Annotated in this window: 20 protein-coding genes; 15 read left to right on the forward strand and 5 right to left on the reverse strand. The window is 64.5% G+C overall.

Annotation, left to right across the window (positions count from 1 at the left end; all coding sequences use genetic code 11):
- The first annotated feature begins 115 nt into the window (after positions 1–115).
- From groL to HPY67_14455, 6 genes are all read left to right on the forward strand, one after another.
- Positions 116–1,714 carry a chaperonin GroEL gene (gene groL / locus HPY67_14430; protein NPV05912.1) on the forward strand — a complete coding sequence of 533 codons (1,599 nt, stop codon included), beginning with the start codon at positions 116–118 and terminating at the stop codon, positions 1,712–1,714.
- Positions 1,715–1,835: 121 nt separating this feature from the next.
- Positions 1,836–3,551, forward strand: coding sequence for a hypothetical protein (locus HPY67_14435; GenBank protein ID NPV05913.1), 1,716 nt, complete (start codon positions 1,836–1,838; stop codon positions 3,549–3,551).
- A gap of 21 nt (positions 3,552–3,572) precedes the next feature.
- Positions 3,573–4,235, forward strand: coding sequence for a hypothetical protein (locus tag HPY67_14440; GenBank protein ID NPV05914.1), 663 nt, complete (start codon positions 3,573–3,575; stop codon positions 4,233–4,235).
- 150 nt (positions 4,236–4,385) lie between these two features.
- Entirely contained in the window at positions 4,386–4,829 is a 444-nt protein-coding gene (locus HPY67_14445; protein ID NPV05915.1) for an Hsp20/alpha crystallin family protein, read from the forward strand.
- Between the two features lie 13 nt (positions 4,830–4,842).
- Entirely contained in the window at positions 4,843–5,241 is a 399-nt protein-coding gene (locus HPY67_14450; protein NPV05916.1) for an Hsp20/alpha crystallin family protein, read from the forward strand.
- A gap of 19 nt (positions 5,242–5,260) precedes the next feature.
- Positions 5,261–5,767, forward strand: coding sequence for an Hsp20/alpha crystallin family protein (locus HPY67_14455; protein NPV05917.1), 507 nt, complete (start codon positions 5,261–5,263; stop codon positions 5,765–5,767).
- A 70-nt stretch (positions 5,768–5,837) separates the two neighbouring features.
- On the opposite strand, the gene HPY67_14460 is transcribed toward HPY67_14455, so the two are convergent.
- From HPY67_14460 to HPY67_14475, 4 genes are all read right to left on the reverse strand, one after another.
- Positions 5,838–6,509 carry a DnaJ domain-containing protein gene (locus HPY67_14460; GenBank protein ID NPV05918.1) on the reverse strand — a complete coding sequence of 224 codons (672 nt, stop codon included), beginning with the start codon at positions 6,507–6,509 and terminating at the stop codon, positions 5,838–5,840.
- A gap of 133 nt (positions 6,510–6,642) precedes the next feature.
- On the reverse strand, positions 6,643–7,836 hold the full coding sequence (locus HPY67_14465; GenBank protein NPV05919.1) for a hypothetical protein: 1,194 nt from the start codon (positions 7,834–7,836) through the stop codon (positions 6,643–6,645).
- A gap of 10 nt (positions 7,837–7,846) precedes the next feature.
- A complete protein-coding gene (locus tag HPY67_14470) occupies positions 7,847–8,701 on the reverse strand; it encodes a MoxR family ATPase (GenBank protein NPV05920.1) in 855 nt (284 codons plus the stop codon).
- A 116-nt stretch (positions 8,702–8,817) separates the two neighbouring features.
- Entirely contained in the window at positions 8,818–10,023 is a 1,206-nt protein-coding gene (locus HPY67_14475; GenBank protein NPV05921.1) for an NAD(P)/FAD-dependent oxidoreductase, read from the reverse strand.
- 159 nt (positions 10,024–10,182) lie between these two features.
- On the opposite strand from HPY67_14475, the gene HPY67_14480 reads away from it, so the two are divergent.
- From HPY67_14480 to HPY67_14520, 9 genes are all read left to right on the forward strand, one after another.
- Complete coding sequence (locus tag HPY67_14480; GenBank protein NPV05922.1) at positions 10,183–11,100, forward strand: helix-turn-helix transcriptional regulator; 918 nt, start codon at positions 10,183–10,185, stop codon at positions 11,098–11,100.
- A gap of 12 nt (positions 11,101–11,112) precedes the next feature.
- Positions 11,113–11,949, forward strand: a complete 837-nt coding sequence (locus tag HPY67_14485) for a solute-binding protein (protein NPV05923.1) — start codon at positions 11,113–11,115, stop codon at positions 11,947–11,949.
- Positions 11,949–12,647 (forward strand): ABC transporter permease, encoded by a 699-nt coding sequence (locus HPY67_14490; protein NPV05924.1) that lies wholly within the window; start codon positions 11,949–11,951, stop codon positions 12,645–12,647. The genes HPY67_14485 and HPY67_14490 overlap by 1 nt, the downstream gene beginning before the upstream one ends.
- On the forward strand, positions 12,644–13,750 hold the full coding sequence (locus HPY67_14495) for an ABC transporter ATP-binding protein (protein NPV05925.1): 1,107 nt from the start codon (positions 12,644–12,646) through the stop codon (positions 13,748–13,750). The genes HPY67_14490 and HPY67_14495 overlap by 4 nt, the downstream gene beginning before the upstream one ends.
- Positions 13,751–13,812: 62 nt before the next feature.
- Positions 13,813–14,175 carry a nitrous oxide-stimulated promoter family protein gene (locus HPY67_14500; GenBank protein ID NPV05926.1) on the forward strand — a complete coding sequence of 121 codons (363 nt, stop codon included), beginning with the start codon at positions 13,813–13,815 and terminating at the stop codon, positions 14,173–14,175.
- A 138-nt stretch (positions 14,176–14,313) separates the two neighbouring features.
- A complete protein-coding gene (locus tag HPY67_14505) occupies positions 14,314–14,478 on the forward strand; it encodes a hypothetical protein (protein ID NPV05927.1) in 165 nt (54 codons plus the stop codon).
- A gap of 83 nt (positions 14,479–14,561) precedes the next feature.
- Positions 14,562–15,890, forward strand: coding sequence for a DEAD/DEAH box helicase (locus HPY67_14510; protein ID NPV05928.1), 1,329 nt, complete (start codon positions 14,562–14,564; stop codon positions 15,888–15,890).
- A 142-nt stretch (positions 15,891–16,032) separates the two neighbouring features.
- On the forward strand, positions 16,033–16,341 hold the full coding sequence (locus HPY67_14515) for an RNA-binding protein (GenBank protein NPV05929.1): 309 nt from the start codon (positions 16,033–16,035) through the stop codon (positions 16,339–16,341).
- A gap of 186 nt (positions 16,342–16,527) precedes the next feature.
- Positions 16,528–16,818, forward strand: a complete 291-nt coding sequence (locus HPY67_14520) for a DUF493 domain-containing protein (protein NPV05930.1) — start codon at positions 16,528–16,530, stop codon at positions 16,816–16,818.
- A gap of 96 nt (positions 16,819–16,914) precedes the next feature.
- Here the strand turns inward: HPY67_14520 and HPY67_14525 are convergent, their stop codons facing one another.
- Positions 16,915–17,961 (reverse strand): MBL fold metallo-hydrolase, encoded by a 1,047-nt coding sequence (locus HPY67_14525; GenBank protein NPV05931.1) that lies wholly within the window; start codon positions 17,959–17,961, stop codon positions 16,915–16,917.
- Positions 17,962–18,005: the final 44 nt, after the last annotated feature.

Consider the following 18,005-nt stretch of genomic DNA (forward strand, 5'->3'; position numbering starts at 1 on the left):
CACCCGACCCCATCTTGACAACCGGCAAGTCGTCATTATTTTTACTGCGCCCGGCTCATTTGCGCCTGAACATCAATATCATCCCACATCGCAGAACACGGAGGAGGAGTCGATCATGCCAGCGAAGGAAATCCTGTATGACGCTCACGCGCGGGAGAAAATCGCCAGGGGAGTCAATACCCTGGCCGATGCGGTCAAGGTGACCTTGGGCCCCAGGGGCCGAAACGTGGTCCTGGAGAAGAAGTGGGGGGCCCCCACGATCACCAAGGACGGCGTCACGGTGGCCAAGGAAATCGAGATGGAGGACATCTTCGAGAACATGGGGGCCCAGATGGTCAAGGAAGTGGCCTCCAAGACGTCGGACGAGGCCGGCGACGGCACGACGACGGCGACCATCCTCGCGCAGGCCATCTTCCGCGAAGGGGCCAAGCTCGTGGCGGCGGGCATGAACCCCATGGAGCTCAAGAAAGGGATTGACCGGGGCGTCGAGCTGATCGTCGAAGAGCTCGAGAAGATCGCCAAGCCCGTCAAGGACAAGCAGGAGATCACCCAGGTCGGCACCATCTCGGCCAACAACGACACCGAGATCGGCACCATCATCTCCGATGCCATGGACAAGGTCGGCAGGCAGGGCGTCATCACCGTCGAGGACAACAAGTCCATCGACACGGTGCTGGAATACGTCGAGGGCATGAAGTTCGACCGCGGGTTCATCTCGCCGTACTTCGTCACCAACACGGAGAAGATGGAGGCCGTCCTCGAAGACGCCCACATCCTGATCACCGACAAGAAGATCAGCAGCCTGAAGGAGATCCTGCCGCTGCTCGAGCAGGTGGCGAAGACCGGCAAGCCCCTCATGATCGTTGCCGATGACGTCGAGGGCGAGGCCCTGGCGACGCTCGTCGTCAACAAGGTCCGCGGCGTTCTCAAGAGCTGCGCCATCAAGGCCCCGTATTTCGGGGACCGCCGCAAGGGGGCCCTGCAGGACATCGCCGTCGTCACGGGAGGCAGGGTGATCTCCGAGGAGATGGGGGTCAAGCTCGAGTCGGCGACCATCAAAGACCTCGGAAGGGCTCGCCGGATCGTCGTCGACAAGGACAACACGACCTTCATCGACGGGGCGGGCAAGAAGGCGGACATCGAGGAGCGCGTCCGGCAGCTGAAGAAGGAGATCGAGACCATCCAGATGGATTACGACCGCGAGAAGGCGATGGAGCGCCTCGCCAAGCTCACCAGCGGCGTCGCGATCATCAAGGCGGGCGCCGCCACGGAGATCGAGATGAAGGAGAAAAAGGCCCGCATCGAAGACGCCCTCAATGCGACCCGCGCGGCCGTCCAGGAGGGAATCGTGCCGGGCGGGGGCGTGGCCTTCATCCGATGCGCCGCTGCACTCGAAAAGGCCAATCTCGAGGGCGACGCCCGCTACGGCATCGAGATCGTCCGCAAGGCCATCGAGGAGCCCTTGAAGATGATCGCGAAAAACGCGGGTTACGAGGGCTCCGTCGTCGTGGAGAAAGTCCGCGAGAAGAAGGGGGCCTTCGGCTTCGACGCCGACAGCGGCGAGTATGTCGACATGATGAAGGCGGGCATCATCGACCCCGCCAAGGTCACGCGGCTGGCCCTTCAGAATGCGGCGTCGGTGGCCTCGCTGCTCATCACCACGCGGACCATGGTGGGGAAGAAGGCCGAGAAGGAAGAGGAAGCCAGGGCCTAGCAACCTCAGAAAACATCAGTACCGCTAGAAGCGTTCCTGCCCCCGGGGAGGCCCGGTCCTCCCCGGGGGCTCCTCTCTCAACGAACAGTCAAGACGCCCGGGAGGAGCAACAGGACGAACCATGCCTACCGAAGCAAAATCCCCGTCCATGGACCATGCCGCCGGGAAGCCCGACACGCAGGGGAAGGCGCTTCTCCGGGAATTCGACCGTCTCGGCGGCCGTGAGATCCTGGAGCGGATCCTCGGGGCGGGCAGCCCCCGCGAGGCGGTCGAGATGCTCCCCGCCCAAGACCTCTACTGGATCGTCAAGAAGGTCGGGGCTGACGACAGCCTCGCCCTGCTCGAGCTGGCCACCACGGACCAGTGGCAGTACCTGCTCGACCTGGAGATCTGGGACCGCGACGAGATCAATTGCGCAGAGGCCCTCTGCTGGCTCAGGCGCCTCTTCGAGGCCGATCCGCGCAGGACCGTCCAGTGGCTTTTCAACGAGGGCAACGCCCTGGTCTATTTCATCCTTCAGAAAAGCATCGAGGTGATGGTCCGGGAGGAGGACGACAAGGAGTTCGAGATTCCCGAGGGGTTCTTCACCCACGACGGGGTCCTGTACCTCGGCGTGCGCGACCCGGAACAGGAGCCCTTCATCCGCGAATTGACCGGCGCCATCGCCGCGGCGAGCCTGCCGGCCTATCAGACTCTCCTGTCGAGTCTCGCCGCCGCCGTGCCGGCCGAGGTGGAGGAGGGGATGTACCGGATGCGCAGCGTGCGCCTGGCCGAGTGCGGGTTTCTGCCCTTCGAGGAGGCCGTTTCCGTTTTTTCCCCCCTGACCCCCGAGCAGTTGAACCGTGAGGGGGAGCCGGACGCACCGGTCATCGACGTCGCGGCCGACGGCGAAGCCGGGGCGCTCATCCCCTTCCTGCCGCTCCACGAGGGCGGACAGGTGGGCTTCCTGAGGGAGGCCCTCGCTGCCGTACAGAACCCTCTTGTCCTGGAGCGGCTGCAGTTGGAGTTCGCCGGACTGGCGAACCGGCTGGCGTCGGTCGAGGGCCTTGCCCGCATGGAGATGGACGGGCTCGTGGGGACGGCCCGCAGGACGGCGGGCTATCTCAACATCGCCCTGGAGGAACTGGCGGGGAGGGACCGGCTGCGGGCGGCGGCGCTGCTGGAGAAGAACCCGCTGGAATCGGTCTTTCGCGTCGGATTCGGATTCGTTCTGCGGTTGAAGCACGTGGCGGAGAATTGGCTGAGAATCGCCTGGTTCCGCAAGTCGGGCTTCGATCACGGCTTCTGGGGGGAGGAGCGTGCGGGCCTGCTGTCGGGCCTTCTGATGAAGAGGCCCCTGCTCTACGCGGGTTGGGCGGAAAAGGACGGCGCCCTGTACCGGGACTTTGCCGGGGCCGAGGACCTGTCGGGGGCCGGCAAGGCGCTGATGCGGCTCATCGCGCTGGACGGGCTCATGGATGCCCTGGCACGGAAGGTCCCGATTGAGCGCGCACCGGCGGGCCGTGGCGAATCGACCTGCTTTCACCTGCTGCTGACCTACTGGGCACGGCTCCGCCTCGGTCTAGGGCCGGACGTCGCGGCCATCTCGGGCGAAGAGGCCCGTGCCCTTTTTGCGATGCTCCGCGAGGGGGAGACGGCGCCTCCCTACCGGATGGCCCGCTTCCGGGACGTCTTCCTCGAGGAGATGCTCTCCCTTGCCCCGTCGCTGCCCGACGATCTCCGGTCAGCCCTCCGGGAGGAGCTCTCCGCAATCTGGGAGGCCTTCCGTTCCGAGTACGAGGAGGTCCCCCCGGCCGACACGGACATGAGGCACAACCCCTTCCTGATCATCGAGTAGCACCCGTTCGGGAGGTTCGCCGTGAAGAGAAGAAAAAAAAGCCCAACGCAGAGAAAGGGATCGGCCACGGCGCCGAGCCACCTCCTCCAGGACATTCTCACGGATGCCCGGGGGATCAACAACGAGACGCTGGAGAAGGTCATCCTCCTGGCCGTAGAGATCGCCCGGGAGGGGCGCGAGGGCAGGAAGGTGGGAACGATGTTCGTCATTTCCGACTCCGATGCCGTCATGGCGAACTCGCGCTGCCTCATCCTGGACCCCCTGATGGGTCATCCGGAAAGCAAGCGGCACATCGACGACCCGGACCTCCGCGAGACGGTCAAGGAGCTCGCCCAGCTCGACGGGGCCTTTGTCGTCTCGGACGAGGGGATCGTCCTGTCCGCCTGCCGCTACATCGATGCCCCGTCCCGTGACGTCTCGCTCCCGCTCGGACTGGGCAGCCGTCACATGGCGGCCGCATCGATCACGAAGCACACCAATGCGATCGCCATCGTCGTCTCAGAAAGCTCCATCGTGCGGATCTTCGACAACGGGGAGATCGTCTCGGAAATCCTGCCCGAAATCTGGCTGCTGAGCCGCTACAGCCTTCATCTCAAGGGCCCGACCTCGGCGCAGACGGAAGATCACATCACCGTCATCAGCAAGGTGGAAGGCAAGGGCAGATCGGACGCACGCTGCCCTTGACAACCGCCGATCCGTGATTAATATTAAGGGCAAAATCAGAAGTTTCTCAACCATATCGGCATGTTAGATGTATCTGGCTGTCGATATGCCCTGCAGGAAAACTAACCGCTACAATTTGTGTCAATCATCTCTTGAAGGGAGGTTGGATCTATGTTCTGGCCCGAATTCAGAAGAATGGCGTTGTCTCCGGATGTGTGGAACGGGGTGGAACGCCTGCAGCGGGAGATGGACCGTCTCTTCGCAGGCCTGAGCCTGCCCTATGAGCGCAGCTTCCCCGCCGTCAACATCTGGGAAGGCGAGGACGATGCGGTCGTGACCGCGGAGCTGCCCGGGGTCGATCCCGACAAGATCGAGCTGTCCGCCCAGGGAGACACCCTCACCATTTCTGGCTCCCGGGAGCCGGAAACCCTGCGGGAGGGCGAGACCTATCACCGCCAGGAACGCAGGCACGGGCGGTTCACGAGAATCGTCAAGCTGCCGTTCCGCGTCGATGAGAAGGGTGTCGAAGCCACCTTCGAACGGGGCGTCCTGAGCGTTCGGCTGCCCCGGCACGAGGAAGAGAAGCCGAAGAAGATCCAGATCAAATCGACCTGAGGGGGTGAGTGCGATGGCAAACGAGATTCAGGCAGTCAAAACACAGTCCCCGGCAGGGGCCGAGCATACCAGGGACCGCAAGGTCTTCATCCCGCCCGTGGACATCGTCGAGTCGAATGATGCCATCATTCTCACGGCCGACATGCCGGGCGTGGACGAGAAGAATGTGAGCGTAACGTTGGAGAAAGGCGTTCTCTCCGTCCTGGGCGAAGTCGAACCGGCTTTTGTGAAGGACCGCAAGATCGCCTACGCGGAGTACGAAATCGGCGACTACGAGCGCGCCTTCACCCTGTCCGACGAGATCGACCAGGATCGGATCGAGGCGACCGTGAAGAACGGGGTCCTGCGGCTGGTCCTCCCGAAAACCGAGGCCGCCCGCGCCAGGAGGATCCCCGTCAAGACAATCCACTGAGCAAGAGGAGGTTTGCGTCATGACATTCAGAGACCTGATTCCTTGGCGTAAGACCGAAAATATCCCGATCGCCCGCGACCGGGAATTCCCCTTCTATCCCCTGCAGCAGAGGGTGAATGAGCTCTTCGATTCCTTTTTCAGGGATTTCGCCTGGACTCCCTCGAGGGTGGCGGCGGAGTGGCCCGGGGCCTTCTGGCCCGAGATCGACGTCTCCGACAGCGGCGAGCTGGTGAAGGTCACCGCCGAGCTTCCGGGGCTCTCCGAGAAGGACGTCGAGATCACCCTCGAGAAAGACACCCTGATCCTGAAGGGTGAGAAGAGGGAGGAGAAAGAGGAAAAAGGAAAGAATTACTGGCATTCCGAGAGACGCTTCGGATCCTTCCGTCGGGAGATCCCTCTGCCGGAGGGCGGGGTCGACGAGTCGAAGGTCAAAGCGGAGTTCAAGGACGGGGTGCTGACCATCACCCTGCCGAAGACGGAAGAGGCGAAGAAGCAGATGAAGAAGATCCCCATCAAGACCCACTAGCGCAGCAGCCGCCAATCGCGCGCGATGTTTGCGCAGGGGCCCTGCCGCAGGGCGGCAGGGCCCTTTTTTTTCATGCAATCCGCAACACCAGGCGGATGATGCCCGAATCGAGACCGGCGGCCTCGGCGGGAATTTCCAGCCGGGACCCGTCCCGGACAAACGCAGGCAGACGCAGGGCGATGCGCGGCGACGACACCGCGGTCCCGCTTCCCAGGCAGGCCATGCAGGGAAACATCCAGTCCCGGCCCGTGCCGCCGCAGAACCGGCAGGAAGCATGGAGGGGAAGCTCGAACTCGACGATGGCGCCGGGCACGGCCTCCAGACGGTCCAGGATCAGTTCGAATTCCAGGGTCTCGGCAACGCCGCCATACCCCGGCGCTTCTCTCTCGAAGAGAAACCGGAAGATCTCCTCCGCCGGGGTGCGGTATCCCGGGCCCCGATGCCCGCCCCGCCGGGGCACGAGTGGCTCGGGCCGCACTCTTGCGGCCGACACGGGGTTCGGCTGCACACGCGGTCGGCTTCGCGATGCCGCAAGGTCGCGGTCGTATTCCTCGCGCTTCTTCGGGCTGGAGAGCACCTCGTAGGCCTCGGCGATTTCCTGGAACCGGGCCGTGGAATCCTTCCCGGCCCTGTCGGGGTGGTGCTTCTTGGCCTTTTCCCGGTATGCCCGGCGGATGCCGGCCTCGCCTTCCTGCGGGGAGACCCCCAGCACCTTGTAGTAATTCTTCTTCCTCGTCGCCACGGCGCCCTTCATTCCGGCAGCGTTTTCACGTTAACAATAAAAAGAAGGGACGCCCGCTGTCAAGACCGGGACCTCACCGGGGGAAGGCGGGCGCGGTTTTCCGCCATCCGTTGTCCTGCCAGGACCCGCCGCGCTAGTTCTTTGCCAGGAGGCGCCGCACCGCCGCTTCCAGCCCGTCGAGGGTAAGTTCGTACATGGGGAAGACCTGGCGGACGATGCCGATGGTGCGGACCCTCTCCCATTCCCACGGCGAGGCGGGGTTCAGCCAGACGGCATGACGGAAAAGGCTCGCGAGAAACTTGAGCCGGTCGATGCTCGGGCGGGTGCTGCGCTGCGTGTAGTCGATGGCGCCGCCGGCATACATGAGCTCATAGGGCGACATGCTGGCGTCGCCGAGGATGATGAGCCGTGTTTCGGGGTCGCGCAGGGCAAAATCGTCAAGCCGCTCGGGCCGGTAGTACCTCTGGGGGTCCTGCCAGACCACGTCGTAGACGGTGTTGTGGAAGTAGTACGTCCGGAGGTCCTTGAACTGCGAGCGGGCGTAGTTGAACAGGGTCTGCACGAGGTCCGCGTAGGGCTCCATGGACCAGCCGCCGTTGTCGATCATGAGGATGACCTTCAGCCGGTCCGTAAGCCTGCGGTCGAAGACGATCTCGATCTCGCCGGCGTTGCGCATCGTCTCGCGGATGGTCTTGTCCACGTTGACGAGGTCCTTCGGGCCTGCCGGCACCATCCGGCGCAGCCGCTTGAGGGCCTCGCCCATCTGGGCCTGCGTGAGGGGCCCGTCCTGCGAGTAGTCCCGCCAGCGCCGGTCCATGGCCACCTTGACGGCCGACTTGCCGCGCGACACGCCGCCCACGCGCATCCCCTCCGGGTGATGGCCCGAGTGGCCGACGGGCGAGGTGCCCCGGGTGCCGATCCAGCGGTTGCCCCCGTGGTGGGCTTCGGTCTGCTCCTTGAGACGGTCGAGAAAATACTGGATGAGTTCCTCGGGGGTCATCTTCTTCAATTTCTTTTCGTCCACCCCGAAGGCCGAGGCGACCGCGCCGGGGTCCTTCAGCCACTCCTCGAGCAGGGCCTTTGCGATGTCGGTGAGTTCGTGGGTCTCGGGGTCCTTCAGCTCGACGCCCCGGAAGTGGTGCAAAAAGACCTGGTCGTAGAGATCGAAGTAGCGCTCGCTCTTCACCAGCAGCGCCCGGGCGACGGTGTAGAAATCGTCGAGCGAGGTCACGAGCCCCATCGACAGCGCCTTCTGCAGGCGCAGGTAGGAGGTGGGCGTCACGGGGATGCCCCTGTCGCGCAGCGTGTAGAAGAACTGGACGAACACACCGCCCCCTTTATCGCTTGAATTTCGCGATGGCCCTGGCGGCGAGGGTGAGATCGGCGCTCTTCTTGTAGAGAACCCCCAGGTAGGGCACCTCGCCCCTCTGGAGCAGGGCCGGCCGGAAATCGGGGTCCGACCGCAGGGCCCGGATCCAGTTGATGAGCTCCCGCGTGGCGGGCTTCTTCTCGACGCCCCCGATCTCCCGCAGCCGGTAGAACGTCTGGATGCAGGCCTGCGCCGTCTCCTCGCTGAGCCTCGGGAAGTGGACGTCCACGATCCGGCGCATCATCTCCGGCTCGGGGAAGGCGATGTGGTGGAAATTGCACCGCCCCAGGAAGGGGTCCGAGAGGTCCTTCTTGGCGTTGGAGGTGATGATGACGACGGGTCGGTGCTTCGCCCTCACGGTCTTGTCGATCTCGATGATGTCGAAGGACATCTGGTCGAGCACGTCGAGCATGTCGTCCTGGAAATCCGTGTCGGCCTTGTCGATCTCGTCGATGAGCAGGACCGTCTTTTCGTCGGCGACGAAGGACTGCCCGATCTTGCCCATGCGGATGTAGGCCTCGATGTCGCTGACATCGCGCCGGGAGTCGCCGAAGCGGCTGTCGTTGAGGCGCGTGAGCGTGTCGTACTGGTACAGGGCCTCGACGAGCTTCATGCTCGACTTGACGTTGAGGGTGATCAGCGGCATGCCGAGGCTCTCGGCGATGGCGTGGGCCAGCATCGTCTTGCCCGTGCCCGGCTCGCCCTTGAGAAGAAGCGGCATCTCCAGGGCGATGGAGACGTTCACGATCTTCGCAAGCTCCTCGTCGAGCACGTATTTCGGTGCGCCCCGGAAGGCCCGGGGGGTCTTTTCCTGCTCCTTCATGGTTCGCTCCTGCTTCGGTTTTCGTGCGGCGGCACGGCAAACCCCCGGAGAGAGGCCCCGGGGGTGAATGGTTCTACTCCAAAACCGGGAATTTTTCCATATCGGACAGGGGGGCGTCACTCAATCCCGGAGAGATCGAACCCCTGCTCTTGCATCGTCTCGCGGACCGCCGCGAGGGCCTTGCGTCCCTCGACGGCCGCCTGGATCTCCTTGACGCCCTGCAGATCGCCCAGGAGGATGGCCCCGGCGACGGTGCGGTTCTCGATGACGAGCTTCCGGTAGATGCATTTCTCCTCGTCCGACCGGACGACGCACGCATCGCCGCCCTCGGCGTCGATGTCGCCCATGGAGACGAGATCGATCCCCGCGACCTTGAGCCGGTGCGACTGCAGCGTCCCCTCGTAGATCGTCTCCTTGCCGGCCATGTTGGCCCCGGCGGCGCGGCCTTGGGCCATGGCGGCGGGCCAGATCCCGTAATAGACGCCCCGGTGCTCGACCAGGTCCCCGGCGGCAAAGATATCGTCGAGGCTCGTCCGGAGCCGGTCGTCGACCTGCACGGCCTTCCCGATCGCAAGGCCGAGTTTCCTGGCCAATGCAAGGTCGGGTACGGCCCCCGCCGACAGCAGGACCATGTCCGTCTCCAGGGCCCTGCCGTCCTGGAGGCGGACGGCCAGGCGCCCGTCGAGCCGGGCAATCTCGCGGGGCGTGACGCCGAGATGGAACGTAAAGCCCATCTCCTCGAGGCGTCTCTGGAGGAAAACGGCGCCGGCGGCATCCATCTGCTTGGGCAGCAGGCGCTTGTTGCGGCCCACGACGGCCACCTGCAGGCCGCGCTTGCGGAGCCCGTTGCCCGCCTCGATCCCGAGGATTCCCCCGCCGATGACGACCAGGCTCATCGCCGTCTCGGCCCGCCTCAGCATGGCGTCTGCATCGTCGGCGGTGTGCAGGGTGAAGACCCCCTCGATGTCCCTGCCCGGTACGTCGGGAACGACGGCACGGCTGCCTGTCGCCAACAGGAGCCGGTCGTAGGGGTAGGTCTTGCCGTCAGAGGCCTGAACGGTTTTTTCGGGTGCCCGGATATCGACGATTTCCGTGGAGAGGTGGACCTCGATGCCGTTTTTTTCATACCAGGCGCCGTCGTGCAGGGTAAAGCCCCTGAGGGTCTTTTCGCCCGCCAGGTACTCGGGCAGGGCGGGCCGGTAATAGTAGTGACGGCCCTCCCGGCTGAACATCCGGATTTCCGCTTCCGGTTCGAGCTTCCGGATGGTTTCCGCGGCGGCATTGCCCGCCGCCCCGCAGCCGACGATCACATAACGGCTCATTTCTTTTTCCTTTTTTTTCAGGCACTTGAGTTTCAGCCAGTTTACACCGCGGAAGACGACCCGTCAAGCCGCCACAATTGGTAAGAATTGGTTATATTATGTAATTTTTAGTTGCTTTATGTCATTTTATTTCTTATGCTCTGTCAGCCGGAGGGAAGCATGTCCGCAGAGATGATGAACACGAGGGAGGTCGCCGCCTATCTCGGGATCAACGAGAAACAGGTCTATGCCCTGATCAAGTCTGGGCGGATGCCGGGGACACGGCTCACGGGGAAGTGGGTCTTCCCGAAGAAACTCGTCGACGAGTGGATTGAAGGCGGGGCCCGCAGGGGGCTCAAGGAGGCGCGGGAAAAGAGCCGCGGCATGGAGGGGGCGCTTCTGGCGTCGGGGAGCAACGACCCGGTGCTCGACTCTCTGCTCTCCGGCATGCGGCACTCGCACCCGGAATTCTACTTCTTCTGCGCTAACACGGGGAGCACCGACGGGCTCAGGGCGCTCGGCGGCGGCTACACCGACATCGCCTGGACCCACCTCCTTGACCGGGAGAGCGGCCGCTACAACGTCCCCTTCCTCCCGAAATACCTGCCCGACATGAAAGTGGTGCTCGTGCACCTCTTCCGCCGGGAGATCGGATTGGTCACGGCCCCCGCCAATCCCCTCGGAATCGCCGGCATCGAGGACATCGCAGGCAAACGGGTGCGGTTCGTCAACCGGCAGGAGGGCTCGGGAACGAGGGTGCTCCTCGATGACCGTCTGAAGAGCGCCGGCATCCCGGCCGGGGAGGTCAGCGGGTACGACCGGGAGGTCTGCACCCACGTCGAGGTGGGGCTCTCCATCCTCGCCGGCGAGGCCGACGCGGGGCTCGCCACGGTGGCCGTCTCGCGGCTCATGGGGCTTCACTTCATCCCCGTCGCCCGCGAGGACTTCGACATGGCCCTGGGGCAGTCGACGTTCTTCCACAGGGCCGTTCAGGCGCTCGTGGAGACCCTGCGCTCGCCGGCGTTCCGCGAGCGTTTCGAGCGTCTCGGGGGCTACGGGTTCGAGGACTCGGGCAGGATTCTCTATTCGAACATCTGAGAAAGGCGCGCGATGGGGAAAAGGCTGGTTTGTCTTCTGCTGGGCCTGCTGCTACTCGCACCGGGCCCCTGCTGGGCCAAGAGGAGCCTGATCCTGGCCACGACGACGAGCACCCAGGACTCGGGCCTTCTCGACGTCCTGCTGCCGATCTTCGAGAGGCAGACGGGCATCTTCGTGAAGACGATCGCCGTGGGCTCCGGGCAGGCCATGGCCATGGGCGCCAGGGGCGAGGCCGACGTGCTGCTCGTCCACTCGCCCGCGGCCGAAAGGAAATTCATGGCCGACGGCAACGGCGTGGCACGCAGGCTCGTCATGCACAACGACTTCGTCATCGTGGGCCCGCCCTCCGACCCGGCAAAGATTCGGGGAACGAGGACCGCCGCGGAGGCCTTCAGGAAGATCGCCGCATCGGGAAGCCTATTCACGTCCCGCGGCGACCACTCGGGCACCCACGCCAAGGAGCAGGAGATCTGGAAAGCCGCCGGCGTGCCTTATGAAGGCAGGAGATGGTACCAGCAGACGGGCCTCGGCATGGGTCAGACGCTGGCCGTGGCGGCAGAGAAGAAGACCTACGTGCTGACCGACCGCGGGACCTACATGGCCTTGAAGAAAAGCCTCGGCCTCGATGTCCTTGCCGAGGGCGACGGGATCCTGCGCAACATCTACCATGTCATCGAGGTGAGCCCCGGGAAGTGGCCGAGGGCCAACTTCACGGGGGCCAGGGCCTTCGCCGACTTCCTGGTCTCACAGGAGGCCCAGTCCGTGATCAAGACCTTCGGCGTCGAGAGATTCGGCACGCCGCTCTTCTCCCCCGATGCCGGAAAGAAAGAGGAGGCCCTGGGCCGGTAATGGAAATCATTCTGGAAGGCATCCGCCAGGCTTTCGTCCTGCTTTTCACCTTCGACCCCGAGGTCATCGGGATCACGTGGCTTTCCCTGAAGGTCTCGGGTACGGCGACCCTGATCAGCCTGCTGATCGGGATGTCCGTGGGGACCATGGTGGCCCTCACGCAGTTTCCGGGCCGCCGGTTCGTCGTGAGCCTCATCAACACGGGCATGGCCCTGCCCCCCGTGGTGGTGGGGCTCTTCGTGACGATCTTCCTGTGGCGAAACGGGCCGCTGGGCTTCCTGGAGATCCTCTACACCCCGGCGGCCATGATCCTCGCCCAGGCCGTCATCGCAACCCCCATCATCACGGGGATCTCCCTTGCGGCCATGCAGCAGCTGCCGCAAAAGCTCCGTCTGCAGATCCTCGCCCTCGGGGCCACGCGGCTGCAGATGGTCCGCATCCTCATCCGCGAGGCCCGTCTCCCCCTGCTGGCAGCCGTCATGGCGGGCTTCGGGGGCGTCATCTCCGAGGTGGGGGCCTCCATCATGGTGGGCGGCAACATCAAGGGCTACACCCGCGTCCTCACGACGGCCACGGTCATGGAGACGAGCCGGGGCAACTTCGACCTCGCCATCGCGCTGAGCATCATCCTGCTTCTCTTCGCCTACCTGATCAATCTCGTCCTCACGGGCATTCAGCAGAGGGAGAGGCCGCGATGACGACGATCCTCGAGGCAAGAAACCTGAAGGTCACCCGCGGGGGACATTCGCTGGTCGATGTCCCCGAGCTGACGATCTTCGAGGGCGAGACGCTCTCGCTCATCGGGCCCAACGGGGCCGGCAAGACGACCCTCCTGCAGGCCCTGTCCGTCCTGACGAAACCCTCGGCGGGACAGATCGTGTTCCGCGGGCGGGCGGTGGGGGCGGAGCAGCGCGTGCTGGAATACAGGCGCCGGATCGCCATGGTCTTCCAGGAGCCGCTGCTGTTCGACACGACGGTCCTCGGAAACGTCGTCTCGGGGCTCAGGATCCGGGGCATCGGGGGCAAGGAAGCGCGTCGCATCGCGGAGTCGCAGCTCGAGCGCTTCGGCATCGCGCACCTCGGCGACCGGTCGGCGAAAACCCTCTCCGGGGGGGAGGCCCAGCGGGCAAGCCTCGCCCGGGCATTTGCCGTCTCGCCGGAGATCCTCTTCCTCGACGAGCCCTTCGCGTCGTTGGACCCCCCGACACGGGAGGCGATCGTTTCGGACCTGGAAAGAGTGCTGGCCGAGACGGGGACGACCACCATCATGGCCACCCACGACCGCAACGAGGCCCTGCGCCTCTCGGACCGCATCGCCGTCATGCAGGGGGGGCGGATTGCGCAGGTCGACCGCCCGACAGCCGTCATGAACCGGCCCGTCGACGAGTTCGTTGCCTCCTTCGTGGGGACGGAGACGATCCTGTCCGGGCGAATCAGGGAGAACCGCCGGGGGACCCTCGCAATCACGGTCAACGGCACGGAGATCGAGGCGGTCGGCGAGGCCCCGCCGGGGGAAGAGGTGGTCCTGTGCATCCGTCCGGAGAACGTGACGCTGGCGATGAGCGGGCAAACCAAGGCGACGAGTGCAAGGAACACCTTCACCGGCAGGATAGAGCGGATCGTGCCCATGGGGCCGTACCAGCGGGTCCACCTCGATTGCGGGTTCCCTCTCGTGGCCTATGTGACCAGTCAATCCCTCGATGGCATGGGGCTGATCGAGGGCCTCCAGGTCGCGGCCTTTGTCAAGGCGACGGCCATCCATGTCATCCGGCACGGCAGAAGCCCCGCCGGCACGCGCTGAGCTTCAGGGACCCCGCCCGGGGAAACGGCCCCGTCGCCCGCCGGCGGCATGTTATGAGACCCATGGCAAAAACCAGCGCCCGAATCGCACGAGAGATCAAGACCCTTGGGGCCATGATCCGGATCTATTGCCGGGGTCGCCATGGCAGCACAGGGGAGCTGTGCAGCCAATGCGCGGAGCTTCGCGCCTATGCCGAAAGGCGTCTTGGGAAGTGCCCCTTCGGCGCGGGGAAACCCACCTGCGCCAACTGCCCGATCCACTGCTACAGAGTCGACATGCGTGAACAGGTCCGGGAGGTGATGCGATACGCGGGGCCGCGCATGATCTGGAGACACCCCGTCCTGGCCGCCCTTCACCTTGTGGACGGCCGCAGGGAAGCGCCGCCACTTCCGGCCCGCAGGACGGGACCGCGAAATAACCCTTGACAAGTCCTTGAAAAATCTTTATGTTATGCGTGCTTTGAAACGGTTTTGACACATATTGTCCCCTGAGCCCGTGAGAGGCCTCGGGGATTTTTTTTGGCCCCGGCGATGCGGGCCTGACCGTTTCACCACAGGAGGAAAATGGGAAAAAGAAATCACAACCAGTTCATCAAGCGGCAAAAAGAGCTGGAACGTCAGCGAAAAGCAGCCGAGAAGATGGCCCGGCGCCAGGGGAAACGCGCAAGGGGCGAGCCCGCGGTCGAGGCCGCCGGCACGGAACCTGTAGCGGCCGAGGCCGAGGCGTAAACAAAGATGCATCATGGCCCGCCGGAGGCGGGCGCCGCGGGTTTCATCCCGTCGGCTTTGTCAGAAAAGAGGTTTTTTCGTTCATGAGTTTCAAGTCGTTCGAGTTGCATCCACAGATTCTAGCGGGCGTCGAGGCCCTCGGCTACGAGGAACCCACGCCGATCCAGACCCAGTGCATCCCGCTCATCCTGCAGGGCCGGGACGTCATGGGAATGGCCCAGACCGGGACGGGGAAAACGGCCGCCTTCGGCCTCCCGATCCTGCAGAGGCTGATGTCGGGGCCGCGCAGGCGGGTCCGCGCCCTGATCATCGCCCCGACCCGTGAGCTGGCCGAGCAGATCCACGAGGCCATCGGCCAGCTGGGCCGCAAGACGAAAGTGAAGAGCGTCACCGTGTACGGCGGCGTGAAGCAGAACCCCCAGGTCAGGAAACTCAAGGAGGGTGCCGAGATCGTCGTGGCCTGCCCGGGCAGGCTTCTGGACCTCATGGACCAGGGGGTCATTGACCTGTCCCACATCGAAGTGCTGGTCCTCGACGAGGCGGACCGCATGTTCGACATGGGATTCCTGCCCGATGTCCGAAGAATCCTGAGCCGGATCCCCGCCGAACGGCAGACCCTGCTGTTCTCGGCCACCATCCCCGAGGAGATCCGCGAGCTGGCCCGGGACATCCTGAAAGACCCCGTCACCGTGCAGGTGGGCGAGGCGGCCCCGGTGTCCACGGTCTCCCACGCCCTGTACCCCGTGGAGCAGCACCTCAAGACGGCGCTGCTCGTGAAGATCCTGGAGCGCACGGACACGGACTCCGTCCTCGTGTTCACCCGCACGAAGGACCGGGCGACGCGCGTGGCCAAGCACCTCAAGAAGGCGGGTTTCCCCGTCACGTTCCTCCAGGGGGACCTCTCCCAGAGCCAGCGGCAGGAAGCGATCAACGGATTCCGGAAGGGGAAATACAGGATCCTCGTGGCTACGGACATCGCGGCCCGGGGTCTCGACATCTCGCGGATCTCCCACGTGATCAACTACGACATGCCCGACACGGTCGATGCCTACATCCACCGCATAGGGCGGACGGGACGGGCCGAGCGGACCGGGGACGCCTTCACCTTCGTCACCCGCGAGGACCGGGCGTTCGTCTGGGAGATCGAACGGGTGCTGGGCGAGCAGATCGAGCGGCGGACGCTGGAAGACTTCGATTACACCGCGCCGCCGAGACCCGCCGGCAGGGACGGGCGCGGAAGGCACCCGGGCCGCGAGCGTGAGGAGGAGGCCCCGAGACCCCTCCCGATGCAGCGCGATCTGTCGGTGTTCGCCGGATTCCACGCCGCCGCGGGCTTCCCGGAGAAGGCTCGGAAGGTCACCCTCTTTTCGACGCCCCGATCGAGATCACGCCGGCTGCGCAGCGTGCGCTGAGCAGGCCGTGCGGAAAAAAGGGGGGCCATGATTGGCATTGCAGTCGGGCCCCGGTTGTGATAACCACTCGTTGAACTTGTCGTCGAAGCCGGTAACAGGATCGGGGTATCAGAACAGGACAGACTTTATCCAGGAGAGGTCGATGAAGATTTACGTCGGGAACATGCCCTACAGCATCACGGAAGAGGATCTCAAGCAGGCCTTCGAAGCATTCGGGCAGGTTGAGTCCGTGACGATCATCAAGGACAAGATGAGCGGACAGTCCAAGGGTTTCGGCTTCGTCGAAATGGGCTCGGCAGACCAGGCCCAAGCCGCCATCAGCGGGATGAACGGAAAGGATATGAAGGGACGGAAACTCAACGTCAACGAGGCGCGTCCCCGCCAGGACGACGGGCGCGGCGGCGGCATGCGGCGCCCCGGCGGCGGCGGTGGCGGAAGGCCCCGTTACTAGACCCCGGCTTTTCTCTTTCGCATCAACCGCAGGAACTCGGGGTCTCCCGGAAACGGGAGGCCCCGGAACGTCTCATAGGCAGACTCCCGTCTTGCAGCAGGGTTGTCATCCGGACGGCCCCGTGCATCGAGATGCATGCGGCGGCCGCGCCTCCCTTGACAGGGATGCAACGCCGGAATTCATTCCGTGAAACCACCCCGGGACCGCTTCATGATCATCAGCCGCTGGGGCCGCGGCCCCGACATCCAGTACCCCTGCCCCTGGGGCTACAAGGTGATCGGCGCGGACTTGGAACGCCTGCAAAACGCCATCGCCGAGGTGCTCCAGGAGCTTCCGCACACCGTCACCCCGTCCCACCGGAGCCTTACGGGCAAGTACCACTGCCTCGACGTGGAGATCGTCGTTACAAGCGAGGAATGCCGCCTCTCGATCTACGAGGGTCTGCGCCGTCACCCCGCCGTGAAGATCGTCCTGTAAGCGGACAGCCTCGAGCGGCACGGATCGAGGCGACAGGGCATCAAAAAACCCGGCCGGGGATCGACCGGGGCCTTTTTCAACTCTTCCGTCGATCAATCACGGAAAATAGTAGGTGCCCCCGTGGGGGATCAGCAGCGCCTGCTGTTCCGTCAGCCCCGCCCTCTCGGCCGCCTTGCGATAGTCTTTGACGGGAAGATCCATCGGCTCGTCGGTCAGGTCGAAGACCCCCCACTGCTGGGGGATGAGCACCCTGGCCCGAAGCTCCTTGGATGCCAGCACGGCCTCTTCGGGGTCGATGTGGTAGACCGACATGAACCAGCGGGGCTCGTAGGCCCCAATCGGGAGCAGCGCCGCGTCGATGGGCCCGAACTTGCGGCCGATCTCGGCAAAACCCGGGAAATAGCCGGAATCTCCCGCGAAGAAAACCTTGCGGTTCGCCGACTCGATGAGCCAGGACCCCCAGAGCCGCCTGTTGGTGTCCCAGGGGGTCCGCTTCGTCCAGTGCTGCGCGGGCAGGAGCCGGTAGGTCACACCGTGGATCGTGTATTTCTGGAACCAGTCCAGCTCGATGACCCTCGCGCCGGGCAGGACACTCTCCAGCCAGTCCCGGTAGCCGAGAGGCGTCAGGTAGAGCGGCCCCGTGCCGATTTTCCGGATGCTGTCCTTGTCGAGATGGTCGTAGTGGCTGTGAGAGATGAGGATCACCTGCATCGGGGGGAGTTCCTCCGGCGGCAGCGGAAACGGCGCATGGCGGCTGATGAAATACACGATATCCCCGAACACGGGGTCTGTCAGGATGTTCTGGCCGTTGACCCGTATCCAGAGGGTGGCGTGCCCCAGGTAGGTGACGGAGTCCTCCGCGCTCAAGATGGCGGGAACGTCGGGCCGTGTAACGGGGAAGTAGGGCCGCTGGCGCTTTTCCTTCCGGAAGGGGTTGGGACTGAACTTCCATTCGAGGAGCCGCAGCGTGCTTCCCGCCCGCTCTTCCGGCAGCCAGGGATTGCGAAAGCCCGGGTTGGTGTGATGGGCCCTCTCGCGCGCAAGCGTCTCGATATCCTTTGTCTGCCCCCAGGCCGGATTCGCTGTGCACGAAACGAACGCCAGCAGTAGGACGAACCCGATCAGTGCCGACCGTGCCTGCATGCCCCTGTGTCCCGTTGGAATGTCCCTGAACCCGCCGGTCCCCG

This window comes from Syntrophaceae bacterium (genome assembly GCA_013177795.1).
Lineage (GTDB): Bacteria > Desulfobacterota > Syntrophia > Syntrophales > UBA2192 > UBA2192.